We start from the raw sequence: 24,254 nt of genomic DNA on the forward strand, positions 1-24,254 counted from the left end.
CGTGGCCAACCGTAAAGGCCCGTTCATCCAGTCCGGTAAATTTAAGAACGATCGTTCGATTATAGGCGAAACGCCACTTTTGCATGTGCAGCTTCGGGTTGGAAGGAGTGTTCAGTGTCTACGCGTTGTCGGTGGGTTCGGTGTCGCACAGTCACACCGGGCTCCTACAATGCGTTGACCTACAACGACAAGAGACCCGATATGTCCTTCGAGGCTTTCACGCCCTTTCGCGTCGCCGTGGGCGACGTCGACATCCATGGGGTGAAGGGCGGTGCAGGTCCGCCTTTGCTGTTGCTACACGGTAGTCCGCAGACCCATCTGATCTGGCAGCGCTGCGCGTCGCAACTGGCGCAGCATTTCACGGTCATCGCGACCGATCTACGCGGCTATGGCGCATCGTCCAAACCGCCCACCGACGACACTCACGCACCGTATTCCAAACGCACGATGGCCGCCGATCAGGTCGCCGTGATGCGCCATTTCGGCTTCGAGCATTTTCTGGTCTGTGCGCACGACCGCGGCGCCCGCGTTGCGCACCGGATGGCGCTCGACTACCCGGATGCAGTCGAACGGTTGATGCTGCTCGACATCGCGCCGACGCTCGCGATGTACGAAGCCACCGATCGCACCTTCGCGACGCTGTACTTCCACTGGTTCTTCCTGATCCAGCCGGAGCCGCTGCCGGAAACGCTGATCGGCGCGAATCCGGACGTCTTCGTCGATCGCGTGTTGTGCAGCCGTCACGCGGGGCTCACGCCGTTTGCGCCCGAAGCGCTCGCGGCGTATCGCACCGCGTTGCGACAGCCGGGCGCGGTGCACTCGATGTGCGAGGACTACCGCGCGTCGGCGACGATCGATCTCGAGCACGACCGCGCCGACATCGAACGCGGCAACAAGGTGGCGTGTCCGTTGCGCGTGCTGTGGGGAGAGTACGGCGTGATCGAAAAGTGCTTCACGCCGCTCGACGAATGGCGGCGCGTGGCCCGCGACGTCGGTGGGCGGCCGCTGCCGTGCGGGCACTACATTCCGGAAGAAGCGCCGGACGCACTCGTCGCGGAGATGCTGGCGTTCTTCGAAGCGGTCGAGCAGTAGCAGTAGCTATAGCTATAACAGCCGGCGCGCTCAACCCAGCGGCGGTAGCCGCCGCGCAATCGGCGTCGACTTGATGATCGCCGTGCTGGTTTCCGCGCGCTCGGTCACCTTGGCGAGAATCTCGTCGAGCTGATCGATCGAGCGCAGATACAGGCGGCAGATGAAGCAGTCGTCGCCGGTGACCTTGTCGCATTCGACGAACTCGGGAATGCGTCGCAGCACGTCTTCCACCAGGTGCAACTGACCGGGCAGCGGCTTCACGCGCACGATGGCCTGCAGCGTGTAGCCGAGCGCGCGCGGATCGAGCTGCACTGTGAAGCGCTCGATCACCCCTTGTGAGTCGAGCCGCCGCAGACGATCGGCGGTGCTCGGCGCCGACAAGCCGACACGCCGTGCAAGTTCGCTGACCGGCTGACGCGCGTCTTCAGCGAGTGCGGCAAGCAGCGCGCGGTCGGTATCGTCGAGTGGAACAGGAAGATTGAGCGATGCAAGGTGCTTGTTCATTTTTGCCTTCGCTTATTAGGCGATCGTGCCGATGATCCATAGTTTAGCCATGTAAATGCGCAGTTGCAGCACTTAAACTTTCCTCATTGAATTCGCTAATCCGAGGATCGAAACATGGCTTCCAATGAAATCCGCCGCGGCGCCGCCGAGATGAGCATCGCGATGCTGATGTCGGGCACGATCGGCTGGCTGGTCGTGTCGTCGCAACAACCTGTATCGAACGTGGTGTTCTTTCGCTGCCTGTTCGGCGCCGCGACGATGGCGATCGTCTGCGGCGCGCTGGGACTGTTCCGGCGCAAGCTGTTCTCCTGGCGCATCATCGGGCTGGCCGTGCTGAGCAGCGCGGCGATCGTTGCCAACTGGGCGCTGCTGTTCGCCGCGTATTCGCGCGCGTCGATCTCGATGGCGACCGCGGTCTACAACACGCAGCCGTTCATGCTGGTCGCGCTCGGCGCTTTCGTGTTCCGCGAACGCGTCACGCCGTCGGCGATTGCGTGGCTGGTGATCGCATTCATCGGTCTCGTGTTCGTCGTCAAGGTCGAACCGGCGGTGCTCGCGGTGCCCGGCCAGTATCTGGAAGGCGTGGCGTATGCGGTCGCTGCTGCATTCCTGTATGCAATCTCGTCGATCATTACCAAACACCTGAAGGGCACGCCGCCGCACCTGCTCGCATTGATACAGGGTGCGTTCGGCGTGCTGGCGCTCGCGCCGTTCGTCCACTTCGACAACCTGCCTACGAGCGGCGTGCACTGGCTGCAACTCGTGACGCTCGGCGTCGTCAACACCGGCGCGATGTACGTGCTGCTGTACGGCGCGATCCAGAAGCTGCCGACCGCGATGACCGGCGCGCTGTCGTTCATTTATCCGGTGGTGGCGATCATCGTGGACCGGGTCGCATTCGGGCAAAAGCTCGCGTGGGTGCAACTGCTCGGCGCGCTGCTGATCCTGCTCGCCGCGGCGGGCGTCAATCTGGGCTGGCGTATCGTGCCGCAGCGTCGGCTGGTATCGTAAGCCGTTGTTGCTACGGATTGCGCAACATGGCGGCGCCGCCGGCGACATTGAGGCAACGGCTCGTAAGAAGACTACGAAACGCCGTCAAGCTTCTGTAGGGAAATCACCGATGCGTTCGAAAGGTACGCGCGAGTATGATCCGAATCGACGCTGATCACGTCGACCAAATTACGCCGTTCGCCATTTCTGGGGAACGGCTTTCTTTTTTGGTGAACTGGAATTTACGCGCTGCGGGCGCGGATGCAGTCGCCGTCTATCGACAGCGGGCCGTCCGCTCGCGCCAGTTCGCCGACAAGTTCGCGCAGCAATGTGGGTGTTTCGTTGCGCGCTCCAAGCATCGATACCGCTGCGCGCATCAGAGTGGCATCGTCGAGCATCGCGACGAGCGCGTCGAACTGCATGACACGTACTTCGAGCAGCTTGAACACGATCAGCACCTTCAGCGCGTTCTTCGCGTTGCGCGCAGGATCGGCGCGCAGCCATGCGACGCGCGACCACGCACGCTTGAGTGCGGATTGCACATCGGTGAACGGCGCACCGTGACCGGGAATCACGACATCGATATCGAGCGTCGCAATCAGATCGAGCACCGCCTGTTGTTCCGCGAAACCGCTGTCGCCGTTCAGTTCCGGAAAAATCACGCCGAAGCCGTTTTCCCACAGCGCGTCGGCACTGATCAGCACACGCTCGCTGGCGCAATACAACATCAGCGAATGTGGATCGTGGCCGGGTGCACCGAGCACGGTCCACTCAAGCGCGCCGAGCGTGACCTGCATACCGGGCGATAGCGTACCGGTGAACGTGAAGCGCTCGCAGGTCTGACCCGTCGCGCGATAGGTGAGGCGCACCTCGTCCCAGTTGCGAACCGCGTCGGCTTCCTGCGCGGGGATCTCGGTGCGACACGGCCAAGTCGCCTGCAATAGCGCGTTACCGCCGCAATGATCCGAATGCAGATGCGTGTTGACGATCAGATCGAGCGGCCGCGCGCCGAGTGCCTCGCGAACCAGCGCGACGGTTTGCGGCGCGTGTGTCGCGTAACCGGTATCGACGAGCGCAGCACACGCGTTGTCGACCAGCAGCACGTTGTTCGACGAGAGCCAGCCGCGCTCGAATACGCGTATCGATGCAGGTAGCGCGATCATGGCGAGCGGGGCTCCGGTTGTGAGCGCATCACGATCTGCAATGCGGCGGCTTTCATGGCCGTTCCCGCTGCGCTGTGAGCAACTGCGTATGACGCGCTTCGATCGCATCCCACACCGCGTGCTTGCGCGTGTCGTCGAACGACGACCAGCCGGCGATTTCGTCAATCGTTCGGAGACACCCTTCGCACCAGCCGGTCGCAGCGTTCATCCTGCACACGTCGATGCACGGTGACGGGACGGACGCGGTGTCGTGTGTCATGCGGATTCGCGCAAGGCGACGTCGGCGACGGGCGCGCCGGTCAGTTCGACCAGTTGCTGCGGCGACAGGTTGAACACCGCATGCGGATGACCTGCCGCGGCCCACAGGCTGTCAAGTGCGAGCAGGTCGGCATCGATCAGCGTGACGGGCGGCGTCGCGTGACCGATCGGGCACACGCCGCCGATCGCATAACCGGTCTTCTCGCGCACGAACTTCGCATCGGCACGACCGATCTCGCCGACCTGCGCGGCGACCTTCTGTTCGTCGACGCGGTTCGCACCGCTCGCGACGACGAGCACGGGTGCATCGTCGTGTTTGCGACGAAACAGGATCGACTTGGCGATCTGCGCGACGGTGCAGTCGAGGCCAGCCGCTGCTTCCGCCGACGTCTTGCCGGTCTCCGCAAGCATCACGACGTGACCTGCGTGGCCGCGTTCGCGCAGCAGTAGCGCGACACGACGTGCGGCGTCGGGGAGCGCGTCGAGATCGTCAGGGTGGGGAGTCTGAAGCGATGCGTTATCTGTCATGGTCGTTCGGATGAGTTTCAGGGCAACGGTGTCAGACGCAGGTCTGCGCTTCGCTGCGCGCTTTGGCAAGCAGCGCCTTGCCCGCGCGCGACACGTTCGGCTTGCCGATCGACGTCGAGATGAAATCGCCGATCGCGACCACCTGCGCGAGATCGACGCCGGTTGCGATGCCGAGGCCGTTCATCAGGTACAGCACGTCTTCGGTTGCGACGTTGCCGGTCGCGCCCTTCGCATAAGGACAGCCGCCCAGCCCCGCCACCGACGCATGAAAAATCTCGATACCTTCCTGCAGCGCCGCGTAAATATTGGCGAGCGCCTGGCCGTAGGTGTCGTGAAAGTGCCCGGACAGACGTTCGCGCGGGAACACTCTGGTCACTGCCTCGTAGACTTCGCGCGTGCGCTTCGGCGTGCCGACACCGATCGTGTCTGCGATGTCGATCTCATCGCAACCGAGCGCCGCAAAACGTTCGACCACATCGACCACCGATGCAACCGGCACGTCGCCCTGATACGGGCAACCTAGCGAGCACGACACGCTGCCGCGCACGCGCAGGCCTTTTTCCTTGGCAGCCTGTGCAACCGGCACAAAACGTTCGATGCTTTCCGCAATGCTGCAATTGATGTTCTTCTGCGAGAACGCTTCGCTCGCAGCACCGAAGATTACGATCTCATCCGCGTGCGCGGCAAGCGCACCGTCGAGGCCACGCAGATTCGGCGTCAACACCGAATACAGCGTGCCCGGCCGACGCGCGATGCCGGCCATCACTTCGGCGCCGTCGGCCATCTGCGGAACCCATTTCGGCGAGACGAACGATGCGGCTTCGACGTTGCGAAAGCCCGCCGCCGAAAGCCGGTTGATCAGTTCGATCTTGATCGCGGTCGGGACGAAGTCCTTTTCATTTTGCAAGCCGTCGCGCGGGCCGACTTCGACGATCTTGACTGCTTGAGGCAATGTCATGGGGTGTCTCCTCGCCGCCTGAGGCGGCCTCTGCAATGGGTGTTGAGTACGTGTGTTCGTTAGTAGCCGCGCGCGATATCGACGAGACCGCCGACTGTTTCACCACGCGTCAGCGCACCGATCTTCTCGGCAATCTGTGCAATACCTTCTTCACGCAGCGTCAGCGCCGAACTGTGCGGCGTGATCGTGACGCGCGGATGCTGCCAGAACAGATGATCGGGTCGCAGCGGTTCCTCGCGAAACACATCGAGCGTGGCCGCCGCGATCTGGCCGCTCGCGAGCGCATCGAGCAGGTCCTGCTCGACCAGATGCGCACCGCGCGCGACGTTGATCAGATACGCGCCGCGCGCGAGTTGCGAGAACACGCGGGCGTTCAGGACATCGTGAGTGTCGGGCGTATGCGGCAGCAGATTCACGAGCACCTTCGCACCGTCGAGAAACGCACCGAGCTGCGCTTCACCCGCGAAGGTCGCAATACCGTCGATCTGTTTTGCACTGCGGCTATAGCCGCGCACGGGGATGCCGAGCGCCGCAATCGCCTGAGCGACCTGGGTGCCGAGCACACCGAGCCCAAGCACCCCGACCGTAAATGTCTCGCGCGGATGCGGATCGAGCATCTGCCAGCGACGCTGTGCCTGCAGGGCGGCGTACTCATCGAAACGGCGCAGGTAGCGCAGCACCGAGTGCAGCGTGTATTCGACCATCTGCGGCGCCATGCCCGTGTCTTCGAGGCGCACCAGAAGGGCGTCGCGCGGCAGTGTGCCCGGGTGTTCGCGTTCGAGCGCGAGAATCGCGTCGACGCCCGCGCCCATATTGAATACGGCCCGCAGGCCGGCCCGTGGCGCGAACAGTTCGCGCGGCGGACGCCACACCACGGCGAAATCGGCGGGGGCTGTGTCGCCCGGCTGCCATTCGCGCAGCTCGGCGCCCGGCAGCGCGCGAGTCAGATCGTGCAGCCACGCGGCGGCGTCGGTGAGCGGCGTATAGAAGAGGATTTTCACAGGCTGGCGGATTGATTGCGTTAGCGATTGCGTGGGCGGATAGGCCTCATTCTACTTTCTTGCCGACGGCGCCGTGCGCCGGAGCGACTACGCCCGCAGTCTCGCGGGCGATTGCGAATCTTTAGCCCATAAACAAAGCACGAAAAATTGGTTCAGAAGCGCGGATCCGGCGTCCACAATGATTTATCGGGTTCCGTCAGCGAGGAAAATCATGTTCTCATGCAGCAAATCGACATGGCCACCCCGCGTCGTAACCGTACCGGGTCTACATGGCAGCGAGGGCGCGCATTGGCAGACGTGGCTCGAGCGGCAGTTTGCGCGTTCGTTGCGCGTCGAGCAGGCGGACTGGGATGCCCCCGATCTCGCGAAGTGGGCCCAGTCGTTGCGCGAGCTGCTCGCCCGCGAGCGCGGCCCGTTCGTGCTGGCCGCGCATAGCTTTGGGTGCCTGGTTGCCGCGCATGTGCTGCAGCAGACAACGCACGCAGCCGATGTCGCCGGCGTGCTGTTCGTCGCGCCCGCAAGCCCCGCGAAATTCACCTTCGCGGGTAACTTCGACGCACGACGTATCGGCGTGCCGTCGATCATGATCGGCAGCGACACCGACCCATGGATGCCGCTCGCCGACGCCCGCGAACTGGCACAGCGTTTCGGCAGCGCGTTCGTCAATCTCGGCGACGCGGGCCATATCAACACTGCGGCGGGCTACGGTCCGTGGCCGCGCGCCAAATACTTCATCGATACGCTCGTGCATTGCGCTGCGCCATTGCGCTTTCGCGAAGAATCGATCGAACCTGCTACGCACGCCTTCGTTTGATGACATTGCCGCGCGGATAGTCGATCGTCGTTCTAATCGTTCGATCGTGCCGCGCCGGTCGCATGTAGTCCGATCCGCTAGAATCCGGCTTTGAACCGCAGCAGCGGCATCACGCATTCATCACGGACGGGGCGCAGACACAATGACAGGCAATTCGGGGAATCGAGGAAATCGAATAAATCTGCGCTGGCTCACAGCCGGCGTTACGGCGTTTATGCTCGCGCTCGGTAGCGTATCGAATGCGCATGCCGATACGTCGCTGCTGAACGTCTCCTACGACGTCACACGCGAACTGTACAAGGACATCAACGCGTCTTTCATTGCCGCATACAAGCAGAAGAGCGGCGAGACCGTATCGGTCCGCCAGTCGCATGGTGCGTCGAGCGCGCAGGCGCTGTCGGTACTGCAGGGCCTGCAGGCAGACGTGGTCACGATGAACCAGCCCAACGACATCGACCTGCTCGCCGAGCGCGGCCAGCTCGTACCCGCCAACTGGCGCGCGCGATTGCCCGATAACAGCGCGCCGTACACCACCACGATGGTGTTCCTCGTGCACAAGGGTAATCCGAAACACATCAAGGACTGGGACGACCTGGCGAAGCCCGGTGTGCAGGTTGTGATCGCCAATCCGAAGACGTCGGGCAACGGCCGCTACGCGTACCTGGCCGCCTGGGGCTACAGCAAGCAGCACGGTGCCACCGATGCGCAGGCGCAAGACTTCGAAAAGGCGATCTTCCGCAACGTGCCCGTGCTCGATACCGGCGGCCGCGGCGCGACCACGACGTTCACGCAGCGCGGTATCGGCGACGTGCTGGTGACGTTCGAGAACGAAGTCGCGTTGATCGAAACGGGCGTGGGCGCGGGTAGCTTCGAGGCGGTGTACCCGTCGGTGAGCTTGCTGGCCGAACCGCCTGTGACGATCGTCGACAAGGTCGTCGACAAGCGCGGCACGCGCAAGGAAGCGCAGGCGTATCTCGACTATCTGTACACGCCGGCCGCGCAGGAGATCATCGCGCAACATCATCTGCGGCCGCGCGATGCGAGCGTGCTCGCGAAACACGCGAGCGAATTCAAACCGCTGAAAACCTTCACTGTCGAGCAGATGTTCGGCAACTGGCAGAAGGCGCAACAGACGCACTTCTCCGACGGCGGGACCTTCGATCAGATCGTCGTCGACCGGAAGTAAGAAGCGCGGGTTTCGTTGTAAAGCAAAGGCCGCCCGATAGTGCTATCGGGCGGCCTTTGTATTTCCGGCGTCAGTCGATCAGTCGGTCAGTGAACTTGCGCAGCCTTAGTTCGCAGCCGATTGCGCATGACCGTCGCAGGCATGTTCGCAACCGTGCGAATCGAGCGGCATTTGCTGCGCGGCTTCGGCACGCATGCCAAGACGCTCGAGCAGCTTCCGGTCCGCTTCCGCCTGCGGGTTGCTCGTCGTGAGCAACTGGTCGCCGTAGAAAATCGAATTCGCACCGGCGAAGAAGCACATCGCCTGCAACGCCTCGTCCATCTGCTCACGTCCTGCCGACAGTCGCACCATCGCGCGCGGCATGGTGATGCGCGCAATCGCAATCGTGCGCACGAACTCGAACGGATCGAGCGCCTCGGTACCGGTGAGCGGCGTGCCTTCCACCTGCACGAGATTGTTGATCGGCACCGACTCGGGGTACGGGTCCATGTTTGCAAGCTGCGCGATCAGCCCAGCCCGTTCGCGACGCGATTCACCGAGTCCGACGATGCCGCCGCAGCACACGTTGATGCCGGCGTCGCGCACGCGCTCCAGCGTGTCCAGACGGTCCTGATAGGTGCGCGTCGAGATGATCTGCCCGTAGAACTCCGGCGACGTATCGAGGTTGTGGTTGTAGTAGTCGAGCCCGGCTTCGCGCAAACCTTCTGCCTGGTGCGTTTCGAGCATGCCGAGCGTCACGCAGGTTTCGAGGCCCATTGCCTTCACACCGCGGATCATGTCCTTGATCGGCTCGAGGTGGCGGTCTTTCGGATTGCGCCATGCGGCGCCCATGCAGAAGCGCGTGGCACCGTTCTCTTTCGCAACGCGTGCGGCTGCGAGCACGTCGTCGACGGGCATCAGCTTGTCCGCTTTCAAGCCCGTGTCGTGGTGAACCGATTGCGGACAGTACGCGCAGTCTTCTTCGCAACCGCCGGTCTTGATCGACAGCAGTGTCGAGAGTTGCACGGTGTTGGCATCGAAGTGCTCGCGATGGGTTTGCTGCGCGCGAAACAGCAAGTCGTTGAGCGGCAGTTCGTACAACGCGACGATGTCGGCGATGCGCCAGCGCGCGACCGTGGCTTCTGAAGCTGTCGCTGCGACGGCAGGTGCGGGGGTAGTTGTCGAACCGGTATGCAGTGAAGTCATGTCGTCGATCCTCATGAATGAATGACGGGGAGTCGGGTCGGGTGCTGTGCGATGCGTAACGTGCATAACGTGCGCAGCGTGTGCAGGAGTGCGGCGATGTCGAGATGTTCCGCTGCGACATCGGCGGACGTGGGGTTTAGATGCGGTACGGTGCCGAGCAGCGGTGCGTCGTATCGATGTTCGAGCCGCTCGCGAATCGCGGCGATGTTCTCGTCGGCGAAGCGCATGTTCGGATCGACACGATTCGCGACCCAGCCCGCGATGCGCAGGCCGCGTGCGGTGATTGCTTCGGCGGTGAGCAATGCATGGCTGATGCAGCCGAGCCGCATGCCGACCACGAGCACCACGGGCAGGTCCAGCAGGCGCGCCAGATCAGCGGTGTCGTGCGTGTCGGTAAGCGGCACGCAAAAACCACCGACCCCTTCGACGACCACCACATCCGCGGTGCGTGACGCCTGCGCATGACACTCGACGATGCGTGCGACGTCGAGCGTCACGTTTTCGAGTGCGGCGGCGACGTGCGGTGCGGCAGGTTCTTTCAACAGATACGGCGTGCGGATCGCGGGCGGCAGCAGCACGTTCGCGGCGGCGTCGAGTTGATCGGCGTCCTCGTTATGCCAGACACCATCCACTTCGAACGCGCCTGCTGCGACCGGCTTCATTGCCGCGGCGCGCAGTCCCGCGCGCACGAAACCGCGCAGCAACGCAGTGGAAACCAGCGTCTTGCCGATCTCGGTGTCGGTGCCGGTGACGAACAGCGACAGCGCGCTCATGCAGCCTCCGCGACCATGGTGGTGCCGAGTCGTGTGAGTGCTGCGTCGAGACGGTCGAGATCCTCATTTGAATGCGCAGCCGACAGCGAAATACGCAGGCGCGACGTGCCGACCGGCACAGTCGGTGGACGGATCGCGGGCACCCACAGTCCCGCGTGATCGAGTGCGTCGGCCGCAGCAAGCGCAGCTTCATTGCTGCCGATAATCAACGGCTGCACAGCGGTATGCGAATCGACCGGCAGCCACGGTGTCGTTTTGAGCATGGCGCGGGTACGCTCGATCAACTGCTGCAGATGCGCACGGCGCGCATCCCCTTCAGCGCCCGCGATGATACGCACGCTCGCCGACATCGCATGTGCAACAGCGGGCGTCGATGCAGTCGTGAAGATATACGGCCGCGCGCGTTGCACGAGCCATTCGACCACCGTTGCATGCGCAGTGACGAACGCACCCGACACACCAGCCGCCTTGCCGAGCGTACCGATCGAAATCAGATGCGGCGAACGCAATGCCGCTTGAGCAATCGCGCCGCGTCCCTGTGGGCCGAGTACGCCGAAGCCATGCGCATCGTCGACGACGAGCCACGCGCCGTGCCGCTCGGCCAGTTCGAGCAGCCGTGCCAACGGTGCAACGTCGCCGTCCATGCTGAACACGCTATCGGTCACGATCAGTTTCGTTTCGGCCGTGGATGCATCGAGCAACGCGCTCAGCGTATCGGTGTCGGCGTGCGGATAAATCTGCACTTCAGCGCGCGACAGCCGCGCACCATCGATCAGCGACGCATGATTCAGCGCGTCGGAAAAGAGCGTGGTGCCGCGACCCGCGAGCGCGGTCAGCGTGGCCAGATTCGCCATATAGCCGGTGCTGAAGTACAGCGCACGCGGCGCATCGACGAAGCCACCGGCAAATGCAGCGAGATCGTCTTCGAGTTGCGCATGCGCACGCGAGTGACCGCCGAGCAGGTGCGAACCACCGCTGCCCGCGCCATAGCGTTGCGCGCCTTCCGCAAGCGCCGCAACGAGCTGCGGATGCGCCGCGAGGCCAAGGTAATCGTTGCTCGCAAAGCCAACGATTTCACGGCCATCGACAGTCATGTGCGCCGCACACGGCGTATCCGCAATCCGCCGACGGCGGCGCAGGCCGCGCGCATCGATGTCCTTCAGGCCCTGTTCGAGGGTAGTGAGCAGATGCATCAGCGGGTCTCCTTCAGTGTTGCATCGAACGTTTCGTGCGTGCGCTCGGCGAGCAGGCCGAGTTCGATGTCGTCGAGAATGTACGGCGGCATCAGGTACACGGTCGTGCCGATCGGACGTAGCAGCAGTTCGCGTTGCAGCGCGTTTTCGAAGAAGCGGCGCGAGAATGTTTTCGCGGCGTTCGGGTCGTCGAGTGCGGCATCGAATGCGAAGATCGTTCCGCATTGACGCAGGTTGCGCACTTGCGGATGTTCGGCGAGCGGTGCGAGTGCTGCGCGCAGCGTTGCCGACTTGCGTGCGTTGGTTGCGAGCACATCGTCGCTGGCGAACAGATCGAGTGTCGCGAGTGCCGCGCGGCAAGCGAGCGGATTGCCCGTGTACGAATGCGAGTGCAGAAAGCCGCGCGCGGTGTCGTCGTCGTAGAACGCCGCATAGATCTCGTCACGCGACAGCACGATCGACAACGGCAGATAGCCACCGCTGATACCTTTCGACAGACACAGAAAATCCGGCCACACCTGCGCCTGTTCGCACGCGAAGAATGTGCCGGTGCGCCCGCATCCCACTGCGATTTCATCGGCGATCAGATGTACGCCGTATTGATCGCATAACGCGCGCAAACCGGCGATATACGACGCATCGTGCATGGCCATCCCAGCCGCACATTGCACGAGCGGCTCGACGATCAGCGCGGCGATCTTCGTACTGCGCGCTTCGAACAGCGCGCGCACGCCCTCAAGCGCGCGGCGAGCGACATCCTCCGAGTTTTCGCCAGGCTGGGCGTGTCGCGCATCGGGCGAAGCGACCACGTGCGCATGTCGGATCAACGGATCGTAGGCGTCCTTGAACAGCGCGACATCGGTGACGCCGAGCGCGCCGATCGTTTCGCCGTGATAGCTGTTCGCGACGCACACGAATTCGCGTTTCTCATCGAAGCCGCGATTGCGCCAGGTGTGGAAGCTCATCTTCAATGCGATCTCGACGGCTGAGGCGCCGTCGGACGCGAAGAACGCGTGGCCGAGCGTGTGGTTAGTCAGCGCGCCGAGCCGCTCGGCAAGTTCGACGGCGGGCTCGTGCGTGCAACCGGCGAGCATCGCGTGTTCGAGCGTGTCGAGCTGCGTTTTCAGCGCGGCATTGATGCGCGGATTCGCGTGGCCGAACAGATTGACCCACCACGAACTGATCGCATCGAGGTAACGATGTCCGTCGCGGTCGTACAGCCACGCGCCGGCGCCGCGCGAAACCGCCACGAGCGGCAGGCGCTCGTGGTGTTTCATCTGCGTGCAGGGGTGCCAGACAGCGCGCAGGCTGCGGGCGACCCAGTCTTCGGTTGATGCGGATGGGTTCACACGGACTCCGGGACATTGAAGCAGGCGAACGGGGATTGCGCAGCGCTCAGGTGAAGCGCGGTGCGATTCAGGTGCGCAATCTGAGGCTCGATACAGGTTGCCGGGTGGTGCCGTTCGCCATTCCAGGCGGAGATTAGCGTGTTAACGGGCCCGATGCACTACCCCGGAAAAAGGCCGCTGAGCCATGCTGGACGGGCGTTAGCGGGCGTTTTCGACAGCACGGAGCCGATCGCGCCAGAAGGGCAGAAAAGAGCGCAGATGACGACGGCAAAGTAGTGGGGGGTGACTAAAAAAATCGGGTGATGGATGGGGGGAATAGAGGGTTTTGGGTCAGAACGGGGGCGCAGCAGGTGAATTCGAGAGGCATGGAGCGGGCGCGATGCGATTTCTTTCGCATAGCGCCGTGGGGGATGCGGTGGGGAGGATGAGGTGAGAACCGGTAAGCGGGAGCGGCTGTGCGGAATTCAACCACCCGATGCGGCAACGATCACGCGTAACTATGCGCGACCACGCGCCGAAGATTGCTACGACGAAAACTAACGGCTCGCGAGCGCGGGCTTATGCACGGCGGGGTCGACCGCACCTGGATCGGATGCCGTGGCCGACGTGTCCTTCCACACGACAACGTCATTCACCGCATACAGCCGGCACGGATCGTTGCTGTGCTTCTGGCAGTTCGAGATGGCCACTGCCTTCGGATCGTCGCCGCCTTCGGCCCACGACCACGCCCCCGAGTTGGAGACTGCGAACGCGCGACTCGGATATTGATGCAGGAAGTTGCGATAACCCGCACGGCCGCCTTCGTCGACGAACGGCACGGCATCGATTGCCTCGACCGATGCGAAGCCGGTTGGCTTCGGCTCGGGCGCCTCTTCCACTCGATACTGCACGCTGGTCGGCATACCGACGCGCGCAAGGAAGCTCTCGACGGCGGGCCACCATACGCGCACGCCGTCACGATCGCCGACCAGGCGGTGCGCATCGTCCTTGTACGTGCCGAAGTCGATCATCGTCGAGCCGACACCGTGCCGCACATCGGGGCCGAGCGCCGTCGTGTACGTGGTGTACATCTTCGTGATCAACGCGGCGGGCCAGATCGAATCGTTGTCGCCATAGAGCCACAGCGACGGCACATGCGTCTTCTCGCCGTAAGCGCCGAACGCCTGCGTCAGGTTGCCCTGCCAGTCGTTGCAGGCATCCTGGCGCAGACCGCCCGAGAAATTGATCAGTGCGCGCACGCCGGATGCAGCCTGCGCACCGTAGGCGATCGTCGCGAGGCCGCCATGCGAGGTGCCGGCCACGACGATGTGCTGTGCGTCGACATACGGTTGCTTCGACATGTAGTCGATGGTCGCGGCAACGTCGGCGGCCTGGCCGATACCGTTGCGTTCGACATCGCAGCCGTCCTGCTCGTAGACGCCGCCCGATTCTGCAAAGCCGCGCCGGTTCGGTGCAACGACGACGTAACCACGGCGCACGAACTCGCGCGCGAACGGCAGCGGATCGCTGCGCGCCTGGTTACGCGGGTCGCCGGGCATCTTGCCGTGATTGAAGACGATCATCGGGAACGGACCCGCACCGTCCGGCTTGTAGACGGTCGTTTCGAGCGTGATGTCGCCGGAGGAATCGGTCGGGATGCGCAGGATCTGCTGGTTGAGGCGCGCGCTGGGCAGCCATGCGTCGTCTTCGAGCGAGAGACGCTGGACCTGCGCACTGGAGAGCGGGCCGACCGGTTGTTGAGCGGACGCTGAATTAACCGGCTTATCCGGTTTGACTGGCGCATTCGTCGATGAAGCGAAGAGCGGATCGGCGTGTGCGGACGACGCAGTGAGCGCAACGAGCGCCGCACATGCACAGACCGCCTTACATCCCGCCTGAACCCTTCTGAACGCCATCTGCTACGCCCACCTTGAAGATCTGCCTTGAAGCCCTTCGCCCGAGGTCATGCAACCGGATCGCCTTACGGACTCGTTACAGCGCCGTTTGACAACAACAAGCCACTGACATGCATGAGCGCTTGCACGCGCACGCTGCTGGAGATCGCAACGAGTGAACCGTCTGTCGACCGACGCGACCCCACGCGCCGAAGATGAGCGCTACGCGATACCGGATCTGCACTTCGGTATCGCACGAGGACGGTGTTGAGCCGCTCCTCGCGACGTAACGCTGCACAACCTGTGGAGCGATACTGGCACGACAATTTTGGTTTGTGCAATTCGGGACAAGCCCGCAGCGAAAAAATTGCCGAGTGGCACGTCGCGCTGGAATGACCGCCAGGTGGCGCCCGGAAGGCGCCGTGCAGAGGCGCAGGACCAAGTGTCGCGGCGATGACGGGAAAACCATGTGGCGTGCGGCCAACACCTGAACACTACGTGAAGGAGGCGTCGGAAGGGGCTTATGTAACGGGTGGTAACCAGGAGGCGAGCTGCGACACACGCAGCCCGACGATATCGCGTCGCTGTGTCAGTCTTCGCGGATGTCGCCGTCAACGTAGCGCCAGCCGCTGTCGTCGCGAACGAAGCGGCTCAGTTCGTGCAGCCGGTGCGCGCGACCGCCGATCTTGTATCGTGCGACGAATTCGACTTCGGCATGGGTTGCATCGAGTGGGGTGAAGCGCTTGATCTGCAGGCCAAGCCAGCGTGTGGCGTTGGATGCGTTAGATGCTTCGGAGGCATCGAGGTCGGCGGGACAGGTGTGTGGCGCCCAGGTTGCGCGCAGATATTGAGTCGCGCCGAGCACGTAGGCGCTGTATCGCGAGCGCATCAAAGTCAGCGCGTCCGGCGCAGTTGCATCGCCATCGATGAAACGGCCGCAGCATTGCGCGAACGGCGGCGCGGCAGTGCCGCTACGCTGGCCGGGTGTAGCGCCGCCGCAGGGGCACGCGGACGGCCGTGAGGTCGGTGGTGAAAAGCTCACCATTCGAGCGGCGTGCCGTCGTACTGATAGAAGCGGCCGTTGAATGTCGCATGCGCGCCCGCGGCCTGCGCGAGTACGTTGCGCATACCGCTGACGCTGTGTTCCGGATCGATCGCCGCCTGCGAGCCGCCCATGTCGGTGCGCACCCAGCCGGGATGCAGTGCGACGCAAACCGCGCGCCGTGTTTGCAGCGAAGCGATCTTCAACGCGTCGTTGAGCGCCGCCTTGCTCGCACGATATAACCAGCCAGTCGTACCGGTCGCTTCCGTGATGCTGCCCATCTTGCTCGACAGCACCGCGAGCACGCCGTCCGCCTCTTCGACGCGCGGCAGCAGCGCCGGCAGCAACTGCATCGGCCCGCGCACGTTGGTGATCATCACGTGATCGAAGTCTTCAGACGTGATCGTTTCGACGCCGTCGGTGCGCGGCCCGTACACCCCCGACACGAGAAGCGCGACGTCGAGCCGCTCGGCGGCGAGCTTGTCGCCGAGCGTAGCGATTTCGTCAGGCTCGGTGACGTCGAGCGGAAAGGTCTGCGCGCCGAGCGCGGCGAGCGCATCGAGCGCGTCGTCGTCGCGCGCGGTGGCGAGCACGCGCCAGCCCGCGTGCAGGTACTGGCGGACGAACTCGCGGCCGATGCCGCGCGACGCCCCGACGATCAACGCAGTTTTCATGCACTCACCTCATACGGTTCGTCGTGGCTGCGCTCACAGCAGCTCGATGCCCATCGCCGTCGCTTCGCCGCCACCGATACACAGGCTCGCCACGCCGCGCTTCAACCCGCGTTGCCGTAGTGCGCCGAGCAGCGTGACGAGAATACGCGCACCCGATGCGCCGATCGGATGACCGAGTGCGCACGCGCCGCCGTTCACGTTGACCCGGTCGTGCGGCAGATGGTGTTCCTTCATCGCGGCCATCGTGACGACCGCGAATGCTTCGTTGATTTCGTAGAGATCGACCTGATCCGCGCGCCAGCCGTTGCGCTCGAACAGTTTGCGCAGCGCGCCGACCGGTGCGGTGGTGAACTTCGCCGGCTCCTGAGCGAACGTCGAGTGGCCGACGACGCGGGCGAGCGGCGTCACGCCGAGTTTTTGTGCGGTCGACTCGCGCATCATCACGAGCGCGGCGGCGCCGTCGGAGATCGACGACGAGTTGGCTGCCGTTACCGTACCGTTCTTGCTGAACGCAGGCTTGAGCGTCGGAATCTTGTCGAGGTTGGCCTTGAACGGCTGCTCGTCGCGCTCGATGGTGACCTCGCCCTTGCGGCTCTCGACCTTCACTGGCGCAATTTCCCATGCGAACGAACCATCTTCGTTCGCGCGTTTCGCACGCTGCAGCGATTCGATCGCAAAGGCGTCCTGCGCCTGGCGCGTGAAATCGAACGACGCCGCGCATTCTTCGGCGAACGTGCCCATCAGGCGGCCGCGTTCGTACGCGTCTTCGAGGCCGTCGTAGAACATGTGATCGATCACCTGACCGTGGCCCATACGCATACCGCCGCGTGCCTTCGGCAGCAAATACGGTGCGTTGGTCATGCTCTCCATACCGCCCGCGACGATCACGTCGATCGAGCCGGCCGCGAGCATGTCGTGCGCGAACATCGCTGCGCGCATGCCGGAGCCGCACATCTTGTTGACCGTCGTGCTGCCGGTGGACAGCGGCAGGCCGGCACCGAGCGCGGCTTGCCGCGCGGGTGCCTGGCCGAGGCCGGCGGGCAGCACGCAACCGATCACCGCTTCGTCGATCTGTTCCGGCTTCAGTCCGGAGCGTTCGAGCGCAGCGGCAATTGCCACCGAACCCAGTTGCGGCGCAGTCAGCGTCGCGAAGTCGCCCTGAAACGCCGCCATCGGCGTGCGGGCAGCGGAAACGATCACGATCGGATCGCGCGAAGTTGCGTTTGTCTCACTCATGTTTCAGCTCCTTGATAACACCTGCGACGACAGCGGGCACGTCGCCGAGCTTCGCTGCATCGGCGGCGACCACGTCGTTGTCGGTCGAATGCGCGCGGCCCGCGGACGCGGCGGCCACACATTGCTTGTAAGCGGGATCGAGATCGTCGAGGCTCGCGATTGTCATGCCGAGATTGCGCACGCGGCCGTCATGTACGCCATACACCCAGCCATGCACGGTGAGGTCCTGGCCACGCGCCCATGCATCGTTGACGATGGTGGTGCGGCACACGTTGACGACCTGCTCGATCGTGTTCAGCTCGACGAGCCGGCGATGCCGCGCGTCGCCGATCGGCCATTCCTCGAGTAGCGCCGCGTGCTTGGTCCGCACGTCCTGCACGTGATGCAGCCAGTTGTCGGCAAGTCCGATGCGCCGGCCGTGCAGCGCGGCGCCGACACCCGAGCAGCCGTAGTGGCCGACCACCATGATGTGCTTGACCTTCAACAGATCGACGGCGAACTGGATCACCGACAGGCAGTTCAGGTCCGAGTGCACGACGACGTTCGCGATGTTTCTGTGCACGAACACTTCGCCGGGCGGCAGACCGATGATCTGGTTGGCCGGCACGCGCGAATCGGAGCAACCGATCCACAGGTATTCGGGGGTCTGCTGGTCGGCGAGTCGCGAGAAAAATTCGGGGTCTTCAGCGAGCTTGCGTTTGACCCATGCATCGTTGTTGTCGAATAGATGCGCGAGCGGGTGCGGCTGGTTCGGGTTTGAGTTCATGTGCTTTTATGTCGCTTCAACGCGGTTATGGGCCGGCGTATCGGTTGAATCGTGGCGGATGGCTTCGGCCTGGCTTCGCATGATGTCGTCAGGCCGCACGCGCAGCGCGGTCCGGCGGCTGCGCGGTTGTGTCGGCTGCTGTCGCTGCTGTGAAGCGCTCCGGGTAGCGCACGCGAAAGCGGACGCCGCGGTCGTAAGGGAAGAAGTCGGGCAGTTCGCCTTTCATCAGATGCTCCTTGTGCCGTTGCCACAGCGCAGGTTCGAAGAAATCGGCGTGATGTTTGAGAAAGTACTGGCGTACCCGCGGATCGCCGAGCAGGAACGTGCCGTAGGTTTCGGGAAAAATATCGTGCGGGCCGACCGTGTACCACGGCTCGCCGGACAACTCGTCTTCCTCGTTGCGTGGCGCCGGCACGGCGCGCACGTTGCAGTCGGTCAGATACTCGATCTCGTCGTAGTCGTAGAACACCACGCGGCCGTGCCGTGTCACGCCAAAATTCTTGTACAGCATGTCGCCAGGGAAGATGTTCGCCTGCATCAGCTCTTTCACCGCGTCGCCGTATTCCTTGATGCCGTGCTCGACGTCCTCGTCGGTGCCGTTCTGCAGGAACAGGTTGAGCGGCACCATGCGGCGTTCGATGTACAGATGGCGGATGACCAGGTTGTCGCCCTCGTACTCGATCATCGACGGCGCTTCTTTCTGGAGTTCGCGCACGAGCGCTTCGTCGAGACGCGATACCGGCAGCGCGACGCTCGAATATTCGAGCGTGTCGGCCATGCGTCCCAGACGATCGTGACGCTTCACCAGTTGATACTTCTCCTGGATCTGTTCGCGCGTGGTGTCTTTCGGCGGCGGGAAGCTGTCCTTGATCAGCTTGAACACATAGGGAAACGACGGCAGCGTGAACACGAGCATGACGAGCCCCTTGATGCCGGGCGCGATGATAAACGGATCGCTCGAATGCGACAGGTGACGCAGCAGGTCGCGATAGAACAGGTTCTTGCCCTGCTTCTGCAAGCCCACCGACGTATAGATTTCCGCCTTCGGTTTGCCCGGCATGATCGAGCCGAGAAACTCGACGAATGCGGACGGCACTTCCATGTCGACCAGAAAGTACGAGTGCGAGAAGCTGAAGATGATCAGCAACTGGTCGCGTTTGAGCAGCACGGTGTCGAGCGCGAGCACGCCCGGCGACACGTGATGCACCGGCAACGCAAACGGCAGCACGAGATCGCCGTTAATAATGCGTCCGATGATGTACGCCGCCTTGTTCCGGTAGAACAGCGACGACAGCACATGAATCTGGAAGTTGGCGGCTTCGTTGAATTCACCGAACGTATCGCGCACCGTCTGCATCACACAACCGACATCGCGTTGCAGGTCCTCGAACGGCGGCTCCAGCTGGAAGTTGGTGACGATGCGCTCGAGCGTCGCTTCGAGCCCGTCCTTACCCGGGTAATACGCGCGGTAAGTCGGCTTCGCGGCAGGCTCGTCGTTCTCGATGTATTCGGTCGAAATAGCCGGCCGCACAAAGATGAAATCGTTGTTGAAGTACGAACGATGCAGGATCTGACAGCACACCGAATTGAAGAACGTTTCCGCGCACTCGGGCTGACGGTGTGTGGTCAGCAGACCGATGTAGTGCAGCTTGATCTGTTGCCAGACTTCGTCGTCGATGTTCTCCGCATCGTATTCGTCTTCGAGCAACTCCACGCATTCCTTCACGCGCTCGTCATACGACGTGATGCGCTCGCGGGCAAGTCGTTGCAGCCCGTGCCAGTCGGCGCGCTCGAACAGCGTCTTGGCGTGGATCGCCGCTTCCCGAAAGATGCGGTAGTGCCGGTCGAAACCTTCGAGCATCGTCTGCGCGAGGTCGAAACCGATTTGCGACGACAGCAGTTTAGGAAAGTGATTCATGGTGACCGTGCATTCATCCAGTGTCGTGACGCCACTCGCGATTGTATCGTCCGGGCGATCCTGCCATGCCGCGCTCGCCGCGTTTGCGCTTGCCGTTGCATCAGCACGTTGAGCGGCGTTCGCAGCGGTTCCTGCTAACTCCGTGCAACGCAGCGATTAATCGCCGCGTTGTGCAGGAATCTCCGTGCGAAAAAATCTTTCGTCGTGAATCCACTCGCGTATTGCCTCAGGCTGTATGCCGCGCCGGTTTCGCCTGCGGTTTCGTCGCCACCGGTTGCGCGTCGTCTTTTTCCCGCGTGTCGCCGTCGAGCAGTGCGCGCGCCTGCGCTTCGTACTGCGCGAGATCTTCGAGCGTCGCATCGAGATCTTCCCGCTGACGTTCGAGTACGTCCCGATGGCGCTTGACCGTGGCGAGGAACGCATTCAATTGCGCAAGCGTGTCGGTCGGCGAATCGTAGAGATCGAGCAGATCGCGGATTTCGGACAGCGTGAAACCAAGGCGCTTGCCGCGCAGCGTCAGCTTCAGACGCGTGCGGTCGCGCCCTGAGTAGACGCGCCGCAAGCCGCTCGATCCTTCTCGACTGGGTGAGAGTAAACCCTGGTCTTCGTAAAAACGGATCGCACGCGGCGTAACGTCGAATTCGCGGGCAAGCTCGGTGATCGTGTACTGGGTATCCATTGGGGCATCTCGTAGACCGCCGTGGCTGCGCACGAAAGCGGATTGAACGATAGAATCGACGTTTACGTTATCGTCAACTTGAACGAAGCGCAACTACACCACACAAAGACACCCGCAATGAACGCACTCGAACATCAACTCGACTACCCGTTCGCCGATACCTTGCCCGAGCCCGGCGTTGCGCACGAGGTCGCGCCCGGCGTGCTGTGGCTGCGCATGCCGCTGCCGTTCGCACTCGATCACATCAACCTGTGGCTGTTGCGCGATGAAATCGATGGACAGCAGGGCTGGACGGCGGTCGATTGCGGGATCGCGTCGGACACCATCAAGGCGAACTGGGAGCGCGTGTTCGACACCGTGCTGGACGGCCTGCCGATCCTGCGCGTGATCGTCACGCACTGTCATCCCGATCACCTCGGCCTCGCGCACTGGCTGTGCAACGGCGGCGACCGGCAGCGCTGGAATGTGCGGCTCTGGATGTCGCTCGGCGAATACATGCTGGGTCGCGTGATGGCCGCCGGCGATGGCTCGAATGCGGGCGGCGAAGGTGCGGCGAGGCACTTCGCGCGCCACGGGCTCACCGACGAAACATCGCTCGATGCGTTGCGTAATCGCAAGAGCTATTACGGAAACCTGGTGCCCGCGGTGCCGGGGCAGTATCGGCGGATGCGTGAGGGTGACGTGCTTTCGATCGGTGGGCGTTCGTGGCGTGTCGTGACCGGCTTCGGACATTCGCCGGAACACTGCGCGCTACATTGCGAAGCGGCGGGTGTGCTGATCTCCGGCGACATGGTGTTGCCGCGCATTTCGACCAATGTGTCGGTGTTCGATATCGAACCGGAAGGCAATCCGCTCGCGTTGTATCTGCAGTCTCTCGGTCGTTATGAAACGATGCCCGCCGATACGCTCGCGCTGCCGTCGCACGGCAAGCCTTTTCGCGGAGTGCACACGCGCATTAAGCAGTTGCGCGATCACCACGATGCACGGCTCGCCGAGGTGCGTGAAGCCTGCGCGGCGAAACCGCAAAGTGCCGCGGACATCGTGCCGCTGATGTTCAAGCGCGAACTCGATATTCATCAGATGACTTTTGCGCTAGGTGAAGCGCTCGCACATTTGCATTTGTTGTGGCTGGCGGGCGAGTTGAAGCGAACCAACGATGCCGATGGCGTGATCCGCTTTACGGCGTAGTTTGCGCGACGCGGCGTTGTCAGATTGCTGAGCAAGCCGCGGTGAAAAAAGCAGAAGGCCCGATTGAGAGCAATCGGGCCTTCTGCTTTTCTGCCACGCAATGCCGTGACAACTACCGCTACGTTACTGCACGCTGACCGCCCCAAAATTCTGCCGCCCAAACGGGCTCACCTGATACCCGCTAACGTTCGTGCGCGTCAACGCGGTGGCCGTCGGATAGCCGAGCGGAATCCACAGTGCCTGGTCGTGAATGATTTTCTGCGCGGCTTCATATGCCTTCGTACGCTTCGCGAGGTCGGCCGTTGCCTTGCCGTCGGTGATCAGCTTGTCGAGCTGCGGATCGCAGTAGCGCGCGAAGTTGATACCCGACTTCACCGCGTTGCAGCTAAAGAGCGGCGACAGGTAATTGTCCGGATCGCCGTTGTCGCCGGCCCAGCCCATGAACAGCGTGTCGTGCTGCCCCTGCTTTGCCTGCTTGATCAGCTCGCCCCACTCGATCACCTTCACGTCGGCCTTCACACCGATTTTCGCGAAATCGGCCTGCAGCAGTTCCGCACCGACCTTCGGGCTCGGATTCAGCACGCTGCCATTCGGGCGCACCCAGATTGTCGTTTCGAAACCGTTCGGCAGGCCTGCTTCCGCGAGCAGCTTCTTCGCCTGCACCGGATCGTACGGCCATGGCTGGATCGCCTTGTCATAGCTCCACGTGTTAGGCGGATACGGATTGGTTGCGGGCGTCGCCGTGTTGTCGAACACGGTCTTCAGATACGTCGTGCGATCGAACGCGAGGTTCAGCGCCTGGCGCACCTTTGCGTTATCGAGCGGCTTTTTCTGCGTGTTCAGTGCGACGAACGCGGTCATGAACGCGGGCGTCTGTTCAATCTTGATCGACTTGTCGGACTTCGCTTCGGCGATGTCCTGCGGTTTCGGCGACAGCGCGATCTGGCATTCGCCGGCCTTCACCTTTTGCGCGCGCACGGTGGCATCGGGCGTGATTGCGTAGATGAGCCGGTCGATCTTCGGCTTCGGCCCCCAGTAGGTCGGGTTCACGTCGTAACGGATGATCGCGTCTTTCGTGTAGCTCTTCAGCACGAACGGCCCGGTGCCAATCGGCTTCGCGTTGAGGTCGGTCTGCTTGCCTGCCTTCAGCAACTGGTCCGCATATTCGGCCGAGTAGATCGATGCGAAGCCCATGGTCAGGATCGGCACGAAGGTCGCGTTCGGTTCGTTCAGCTCGAACTTGACCGTGCTGTCATCGACCTTCGATACCGACTTGATCAGCTTCACGAGTCCCATCGACTGCGCATGAGGAAATCCGCTCGCGCCCGTGACCTTGTGCCAGGGGTTGCTGTCGTCGATCATGCGGGTGAACGTGAACACGACGTCGTCGGCGTTCAGCGCGCGGGTGGGCTTGAAGTAATCGGTGATCTGGAACGCTACGCCCGGCCGCAGATGAAACGTGTACGTGAGGCCGTCGGCGCTGACATCCCACTTGTCGGCGAGCGCGGGCGCGACTTTCTTCGCGGCTTCGTCGTAGGAGACGAGCGAGTTGAAGATCACATCGGCGGAGGCGTTGGTGGTGACGAGCGAGTTGAACTGGACGACGTCGAAACCGTCCGGGCTCGCTTCCGTGCAGACGGTCAGCGGCTTGGCCAGCGCGAGCGCGGGTGCCGCGGCAAGTACAACGGCGGCGAGCAGTTTGAAGCGCATAAGATCTCCCAAAACAGGCGTGGTATCAGGCAGTTCGAGGCAGTTCGTCTTCGTTCCGGCAGCGACAACCCTGGCCGGGCATTCGATCGAGATGCGGGCGATGCGTGCAGTGCCTGTCTGCTTTTCGTTGCGATTCGTTGCGTTTCGCATCCCGCCTGGGAGAAAGCTTATCG

23 protein-coding genes are annotated in these 24,254 nt (G+C 63.0%); 5 read left to right on the top strand and 18 right to left on the bottom strand.

Going from position 1 to position 24,254, the window contains the following annotated elements; genetic code table 11:
- The first annotated feature begins 201 nt into the window (after window positions 1-201).
- Window positions 202-1,092: an alpha/beta fold hydrolase gene (locus tag FNZ07_RS14830; protein WP_091009257.1), complete on the top strand. Its 891-nt coding sequence runs from the start codon at window positions 202-204 to the stop codon at window positions 1,090-1,092.
- Window positions 1,093-1,122: 30 nt separating this feature from the next.
- Here the strand turns inward: FNZ07_RS14830 and FNZ07_RS14835 are convergent, their stop codons facing one another.
- On the bottom strand, window positions 1,123-1,596 hold the full coding sequence (locus FNZ07_RS14835) for an Lrp/AsnC family transcriptional regulator (RefSeq protein ID WP_091009260.1): 474 nt from the start codon (window positions 1,594-1,596) through the stop codon (window positions 1,123-1,125).
- Between the two features lie 114 nt (window positions 1,597-1,710).
- On the opposite strand from FNZ07_RS14835, the gene FNZ07_RS14840 reads away from it, so the two are divergent.
- Complete coding sequence (locus tag FNZ07_RS14840) at window positions 1,711-2,607, top strand: DMT family transporter (RefSeq protein WP_091009263.1); 897 nt, start codon at window positions 1,711-1,713, stop codon at window positions 2,605-2,607.
- A gap of 221 nt (window positions 2,608-2,828) precedes the next feature.
- On the opposite strand, the gene FNZ07_RS14845 is transcribed toward FNZ07_RS14840, so the two are convergent.
- Genes FNZ07_RS14845 through FNZ07_RS14865 form a run of 5 tightly spaced genes read right to left on the bottom strand, consistent with a single transcriptional unit; the run spans window position 2,829 to window position 6,494 of the window.
- Window positions 2,829-3,749 (bottom strand): MBL fold metallo-hydrolase, encoded by a 921-nt coding sequence (locus FNZ07_RS14845; protein ID WP_091009265.1) that lies wholly within the window; start codon window positions 3,747-3,749, stop codon window positions 2,829-2,831.
- A 52-nt stretch (window positions 3,750-3,801) separates the two neighbouring features.
- Entirely contained in the window at window positions 3,802-4,008 is a 207-nt protein-coding gene (locus FNZ07_RS14850) for a DUF1289 domain-containing protein (RefSeq protein WP_091009267.1), read from the bottom strand.
- Window positions 4,005-4,535, bottom strand: a complete 531-nt coding sequence (locus tag FNZ07_RS14855; RefSeq protein WP_091009269.1) for a YbaK/EbsC family protein — start codon at window positions 4,533-4,535, stop codon at window positions 4,005-4,007. The genes FNZ07_RS14850 and FNZ07_RS14855 overlap by 4 nt, the downstream gene beginning before the upstream one ends.
- Window positions 4,536-4,566: 31 nt before the next feature.
- Window positions 4,567-5,493, bottom strand: coding sequence for a hydroxymethylglutaryl-CoA lyase (locus FNZ07_RS14860; RefSeq protein ID WP_091009272.1), 927 nt, complete (start codon window positions 5,491-5,493; stop codon window positions 4,567-4,569).
- Between the two features lie 59 nt (window positions 5,494-5,552).
- Entirely contained in the window at window positions 5,553-6,494 is a 942-nt protein-coding gene (locus tag FNZ07_RS14865; protein ID WP_091009274.1) for a 2-hydroxyacid dehydrogenase, read from the bottom strand.
- A 211-nt stretch (window positions 6,495-6,705) separates the two neighbouring features.
- On the opposite strand from FNZ07_RS14865, the gene FNZ07_RS14870 reads away from it, so the two are divergent.
- Entirely contained in the window at window positions 6,706-7,308 is a 603-nt protein-coding gene (locus FNZ07_RS14870; protein ID WP_091009276.1) for an RBBP9/YdeN family alpha/beta hydrolase, read from the top strand.
- Between the two features lie 214 nt (window positions 7,309-7,522).
- Window positions 7,523-8,494 (top strand): sulfate ABC transporter substrate-binding protein, encoded by a 972-nt coding sequence (locus FNZ07_RS14875; RefSeq protein WP_245811401.1) that lies wholly within the window; start codon window positions 7,523-7,525, stop codon window positions 8,492-8,494.
- A 105-nt stretch (window positions 8,495-8,599) separates the two neighbouring features.
- Here FNZ07_RS14875 and bioB read toward each other — a convergent pair whose 3' ends face one another.
- The 11 genes from bioB to FNZ07_RS14930 all read right to left on the bottom strand — a co-directional run bounded on the left by bioB (window position 8,600) and on the right by FNZ07_RS14930 (window position 21,183).
- Window positions 8,600-9,679, bottom strand: coding sequence for a biotin synthase BioB (gene bioB / locus FNZ07_RS14880; RefSeq protein ID WP_091010874.1), 1,080 nt, complete (start codon window positions 9,677-9,679; stop codon window positions 8,600-8,602).
- Window positions 9,680-9,690: 11 nt separating this feature from the next.
- A complete protein-coding gene (gene bioD / locus FNZ07_RS14885; protein ID WP_091009283.1) occupies window positions 9,691-10,452 on the bottom strand; it encodes a dethiobiotin synthase in 762 nt (253 codons plus the stop codon).
- Window positions 10,449-11,645, bottom strand: coding sequence for an 8-amino-7-oxononanoate synthase (gene bioF / locus FNZ07_RS14890; RefSeq protein WP_091009286.1), 1,197 nt, complete (start codon window positions 11,643-11,645; stop codon window positions 10,449-10,451). The genes bioD and bioF overlap by 4 nt, the downstream gene beginning before the upstream one ends.
- Window positions 11,645-12,994 carry an adenosylmethionine--8-amino-7-oxononanoate transaminase gene (gene bioA / locus FNZ07_RS14895; protein WP_091009289.1) on the bottom strand — a complete coding sequence of 450 codons (1,350 nt, stop codon included), beginning with the start codon at window positions 12,992-12,994 and terminating at the stop codon, window positions 11,645-11,647. The genes bioF and bioA overlap by 1 nt, the downstream gene beginning before the upstream one ends.
- Before the next feature lie 536 nt (window positions 12,995-13,530).
- A complete protein-coding gene (locus FNZ07_RS14900) occupies window positions 13,531-14,889 on the bottom strand; it encodes a dienelactone hydrolase family protein (protein WP_091009291.1) in 1,359 nt (452 codons plus the stop codon).
- Between the two features lie 568 nt (window positions 14,890-15,457).
- Window positions 15,458-15,913, bottom strand: coding sequence for a YchJ family protein (locus tag FNZ07_RS14905; protein ID WP_091009294.1), 456 nt, complete (start codon window positions 15,911-15,913; stop codon window positions 15,458-15,460).
- On the bottom strand, window positions 15,907-16,584 hold the full coding sequence (locus FNZ07_RS14910; RefSeq protein ID WP_091009297.1) for an SDR family oxidoreductase: 678 nt from the start codon (window positions 16,582-16,584) through the stop codon (window positions 15,907-15,909). The genes FNZ07_RS14905 and FNZ07_RS14910 overlap by 7 nt, the downstream gene beginning before the upstream one ends.
- 33 nt (window positions 16,585-16,617) lie before the next feature.
- Complete coding sequence (locus tag FNZ07_RS14915; RefSeq protein WP_091009300.1) at window positions 16,618-17,820, bottom strand: acetyl-CoA C-acetyltransferase; 1,203 nt, start codon at window positions 17,818-17,820, stop codon at window positions 16,618-16,620.
- A complete protein-coding gene (gene can / locus FNZ07_RS14920; protein ID WP_091009303.1) occupies window positions 17,813-18,586 on the bottom strand; it encodes a carbonate dehydratase in 774 nt (257 codons plus the stop codon). The genes FNZ07_RS14915 and can overlap by 8 nt, the downstream gene beginning before the upstream one ends.
- Before the next feature lie 88 nt (window positions 18,587-18,674).
- The gene (gene aceK, locus FNZ07_RS14925; RefSeq protein WP_091009307.1) at window positions 18,675-20,504 is read right to left on the bottom strand and encodes a bifunctional isocitrate dehydrogenase kinase/phosphatase; all 1,830 of its coding nucleotides are present in this window, start codon (window positions 20,502-20,504) and stop codon (window positions 18,675-18,677) included.
- A gap of 226 nt (window positions 20,505-20,730) precedes the next feature.
- The gene (locus FNZ07_RS14930) at window positions 20,731-21,183 is read right to left on the bottom strand and encodes a MerR family transcriptional regulator (protein WP_091009310.1); all 453 of its coding nucleotides are present in this window, start codon (window positions 21,181-21,183) and stop codon (window positions 20,731-20,733) included.
- 117 nt (window positions 21,184-21,300) lie between these two features.
- On the opposite strand from FNZ07_RS14930, the gene FNZ07_RS14935 reads away from it, so the two are divergent.
- Complete coding sequence (locus tag FNZ07_RS14935; protein ID WP_091009314.1) at window positions 21,301-22,371, top strand: MBL fold metallo-hydrolase; 1,071 nt, start codon at window positions 21,301-21,303, stop codon at window positions 22,369-22,371.
- 123 nt (window positions 22,372-22,494) lie between these two features.
- Here the strand turns inward: FNZ07_RS14935 and FNZ07_RS14940 are convergent, their stop codons facing one another.
- Window positions 22,495-24,081 carry an ABC transporter substrate-binding protein gene (locus tag FNZ07_RS14940; protein WP_091010875.1) on the bottom strand — a complete coding sequence of 529 codons (1,587 nt, stop codon included), beginning with the start codon at window positions 24,079-24,081 and terminating at the stop codon, window positions 22,495-22,497.
- Window positions 24,082-24,254 lie beyond the last annotated feature (173 nt).

The sequence above is a fragment of the Paraburkholderia megapolitana genome (genome assembly GCF_007556815.1).
Lineage (GTDB): Bacteria > Pseudomonadota > Gammaproteobacteria > Burkholderiales > Burkholderiaceae > Paraburkholderia > Paraburkholderia megapolitana.

Coding starts and splice junctions, on each gene's coding strand:
- FNZ07_RS14830 (WP_091009257.1), top strand. CDS start 202: ATGTCCTTCGAGGCTTTCACGCCCTTTCGCGTCGCCGTGGGCGACGTC.
- FNZ07_RS14835 (WP_091009260.1), bottom strand. CDS start 1,596: ATGAACAAGCACCTTGCATCGCTCAATCTTCCTGTTCCACTCGACGAT.
- FNZ07_RS14840 (WP_091009263.1), top strand. CDS start 1,711: ATGGCTTCCAATGAAATCCGCCGCGGCGCCGCCGAGATGAGCATCGCG.
- FNZ07_RS14845 (WP_091009265.1), bottom strand. CDS start 3,749: ATGATCGCGCTACCTGCATCGATACGCGTATTCGAGCGCGGCTGGCTC.
- FNZ07_RS14850 (WP_091009267.1), bottom strand. CDS start 4,008: ATGACACACGACACCGCGTCCGTCCCGTCACCGTGCATCGACGTGTGC.
- FNZ07_RS14855 (WP_091009269.1), bottom strand. CDS start 4,535: ATGACAGATAACGCATCGCTTCAGACTCCCCACCCTGACGATCTCGAC.
- FNZ07_RS14860 (WP_091009272.1), bottom strand. CDS start 5,493: ATGACATTGCCTCAAGCAGTCAAGATCGTCGAAGTCGGCCCGCGCGAC.
- FNZ07_RS14870 (WP_091009276.1), top strand. CDS start 6,706: ATGTTCTCATGCAGCAAATCGACATGGCCACCCCGCGTCGTAACCGTA.
- FNZ07_RS14875 (WP_245811401.1), top strand. CDS start 7,523: ATGCTCGCGCTCGGTAGCGTATCGAATGCGCATGCCGATACGTCGCTG.
- bioB (WP_091010874.1), bottom strand. CDS start 9,679: ATGACTTCACTGCATACCGGTTCGACAACTACCCCCGCACCTGCCGTC.
- bioD (WP_091009283.1), bottom strand. CDS start 10,452: ATGAGCGCGCTGTCGCTGTTCGTCACCGGCACCGACACCGAGATCGGC.
- bioF (WP_091009286.1), bottom strand. CDS start 11,645: ATGCATCTGCTCACTACCCTCGAACAGGGCCTGAAGGACATCGATGCG.
- FNZ07_RS14900 (WP_091009291.1), bottom strand. CDS start 14,889: ATGGCGTTCAGAAGGGTTCAGGCGGGATGTAAGGCGGTCTGTGCATGT.
- FNZ07_RS14905 (WP_091009294.1), bottom strand. CDS start 15,913: ATGGTGAGCTTTTCACCACCGACCTCACGGCCGTCCGCGTGCCCCTGC.
- FNZ07_RS14910 (WP_091009297.1), bottom strand. CDS start 16,584: ATGAAAACTGCGTTGATCGTCGGGGCGTCGCGCGGCATCGGCCGCGAG.
- FNZ07_RS14915 (WP_091009300.1), bottom strand. CDS start 17,820: ATGAGTGAGACAAACGCAACTTCGCGCGATCCGATCGTGATCGTTTCC.
- can (WP_091009303.1), bottom strand. CDS start 18,586: ATGAACTCAAACCCGAACCAGCCGCACCCGCTCGCGCATCTATTCGAC.
- aceK (WP_091009307.1), bottom strand. CDS start 20,504: ATGAATCACTTTCCTAAACTGCTGTCGTCGCAAATCGGTTTCGACCTC.
- FNZ07_RS14930 (WP_091009310.1), bottom strand. CDS start 21,183: ATGGATACCCAGTACACGATCACCGAGCTTGCCCGCGAATTCGACGTT.
- FNZ07_RS14935 (WP_091009314.1), top strand. CDS start 21,301: ATGAACGCACTCGAACATCAACTCGACTACCCGTTCGCCGATACCTTG.
- FNZ07_RS14940 (WP_091010875.1), bottom strand. CDS start 24,081: ATGCGCTTCAAACTGCTCGCCGCCGTTGTACTTGCCGCGGCACCCGCG.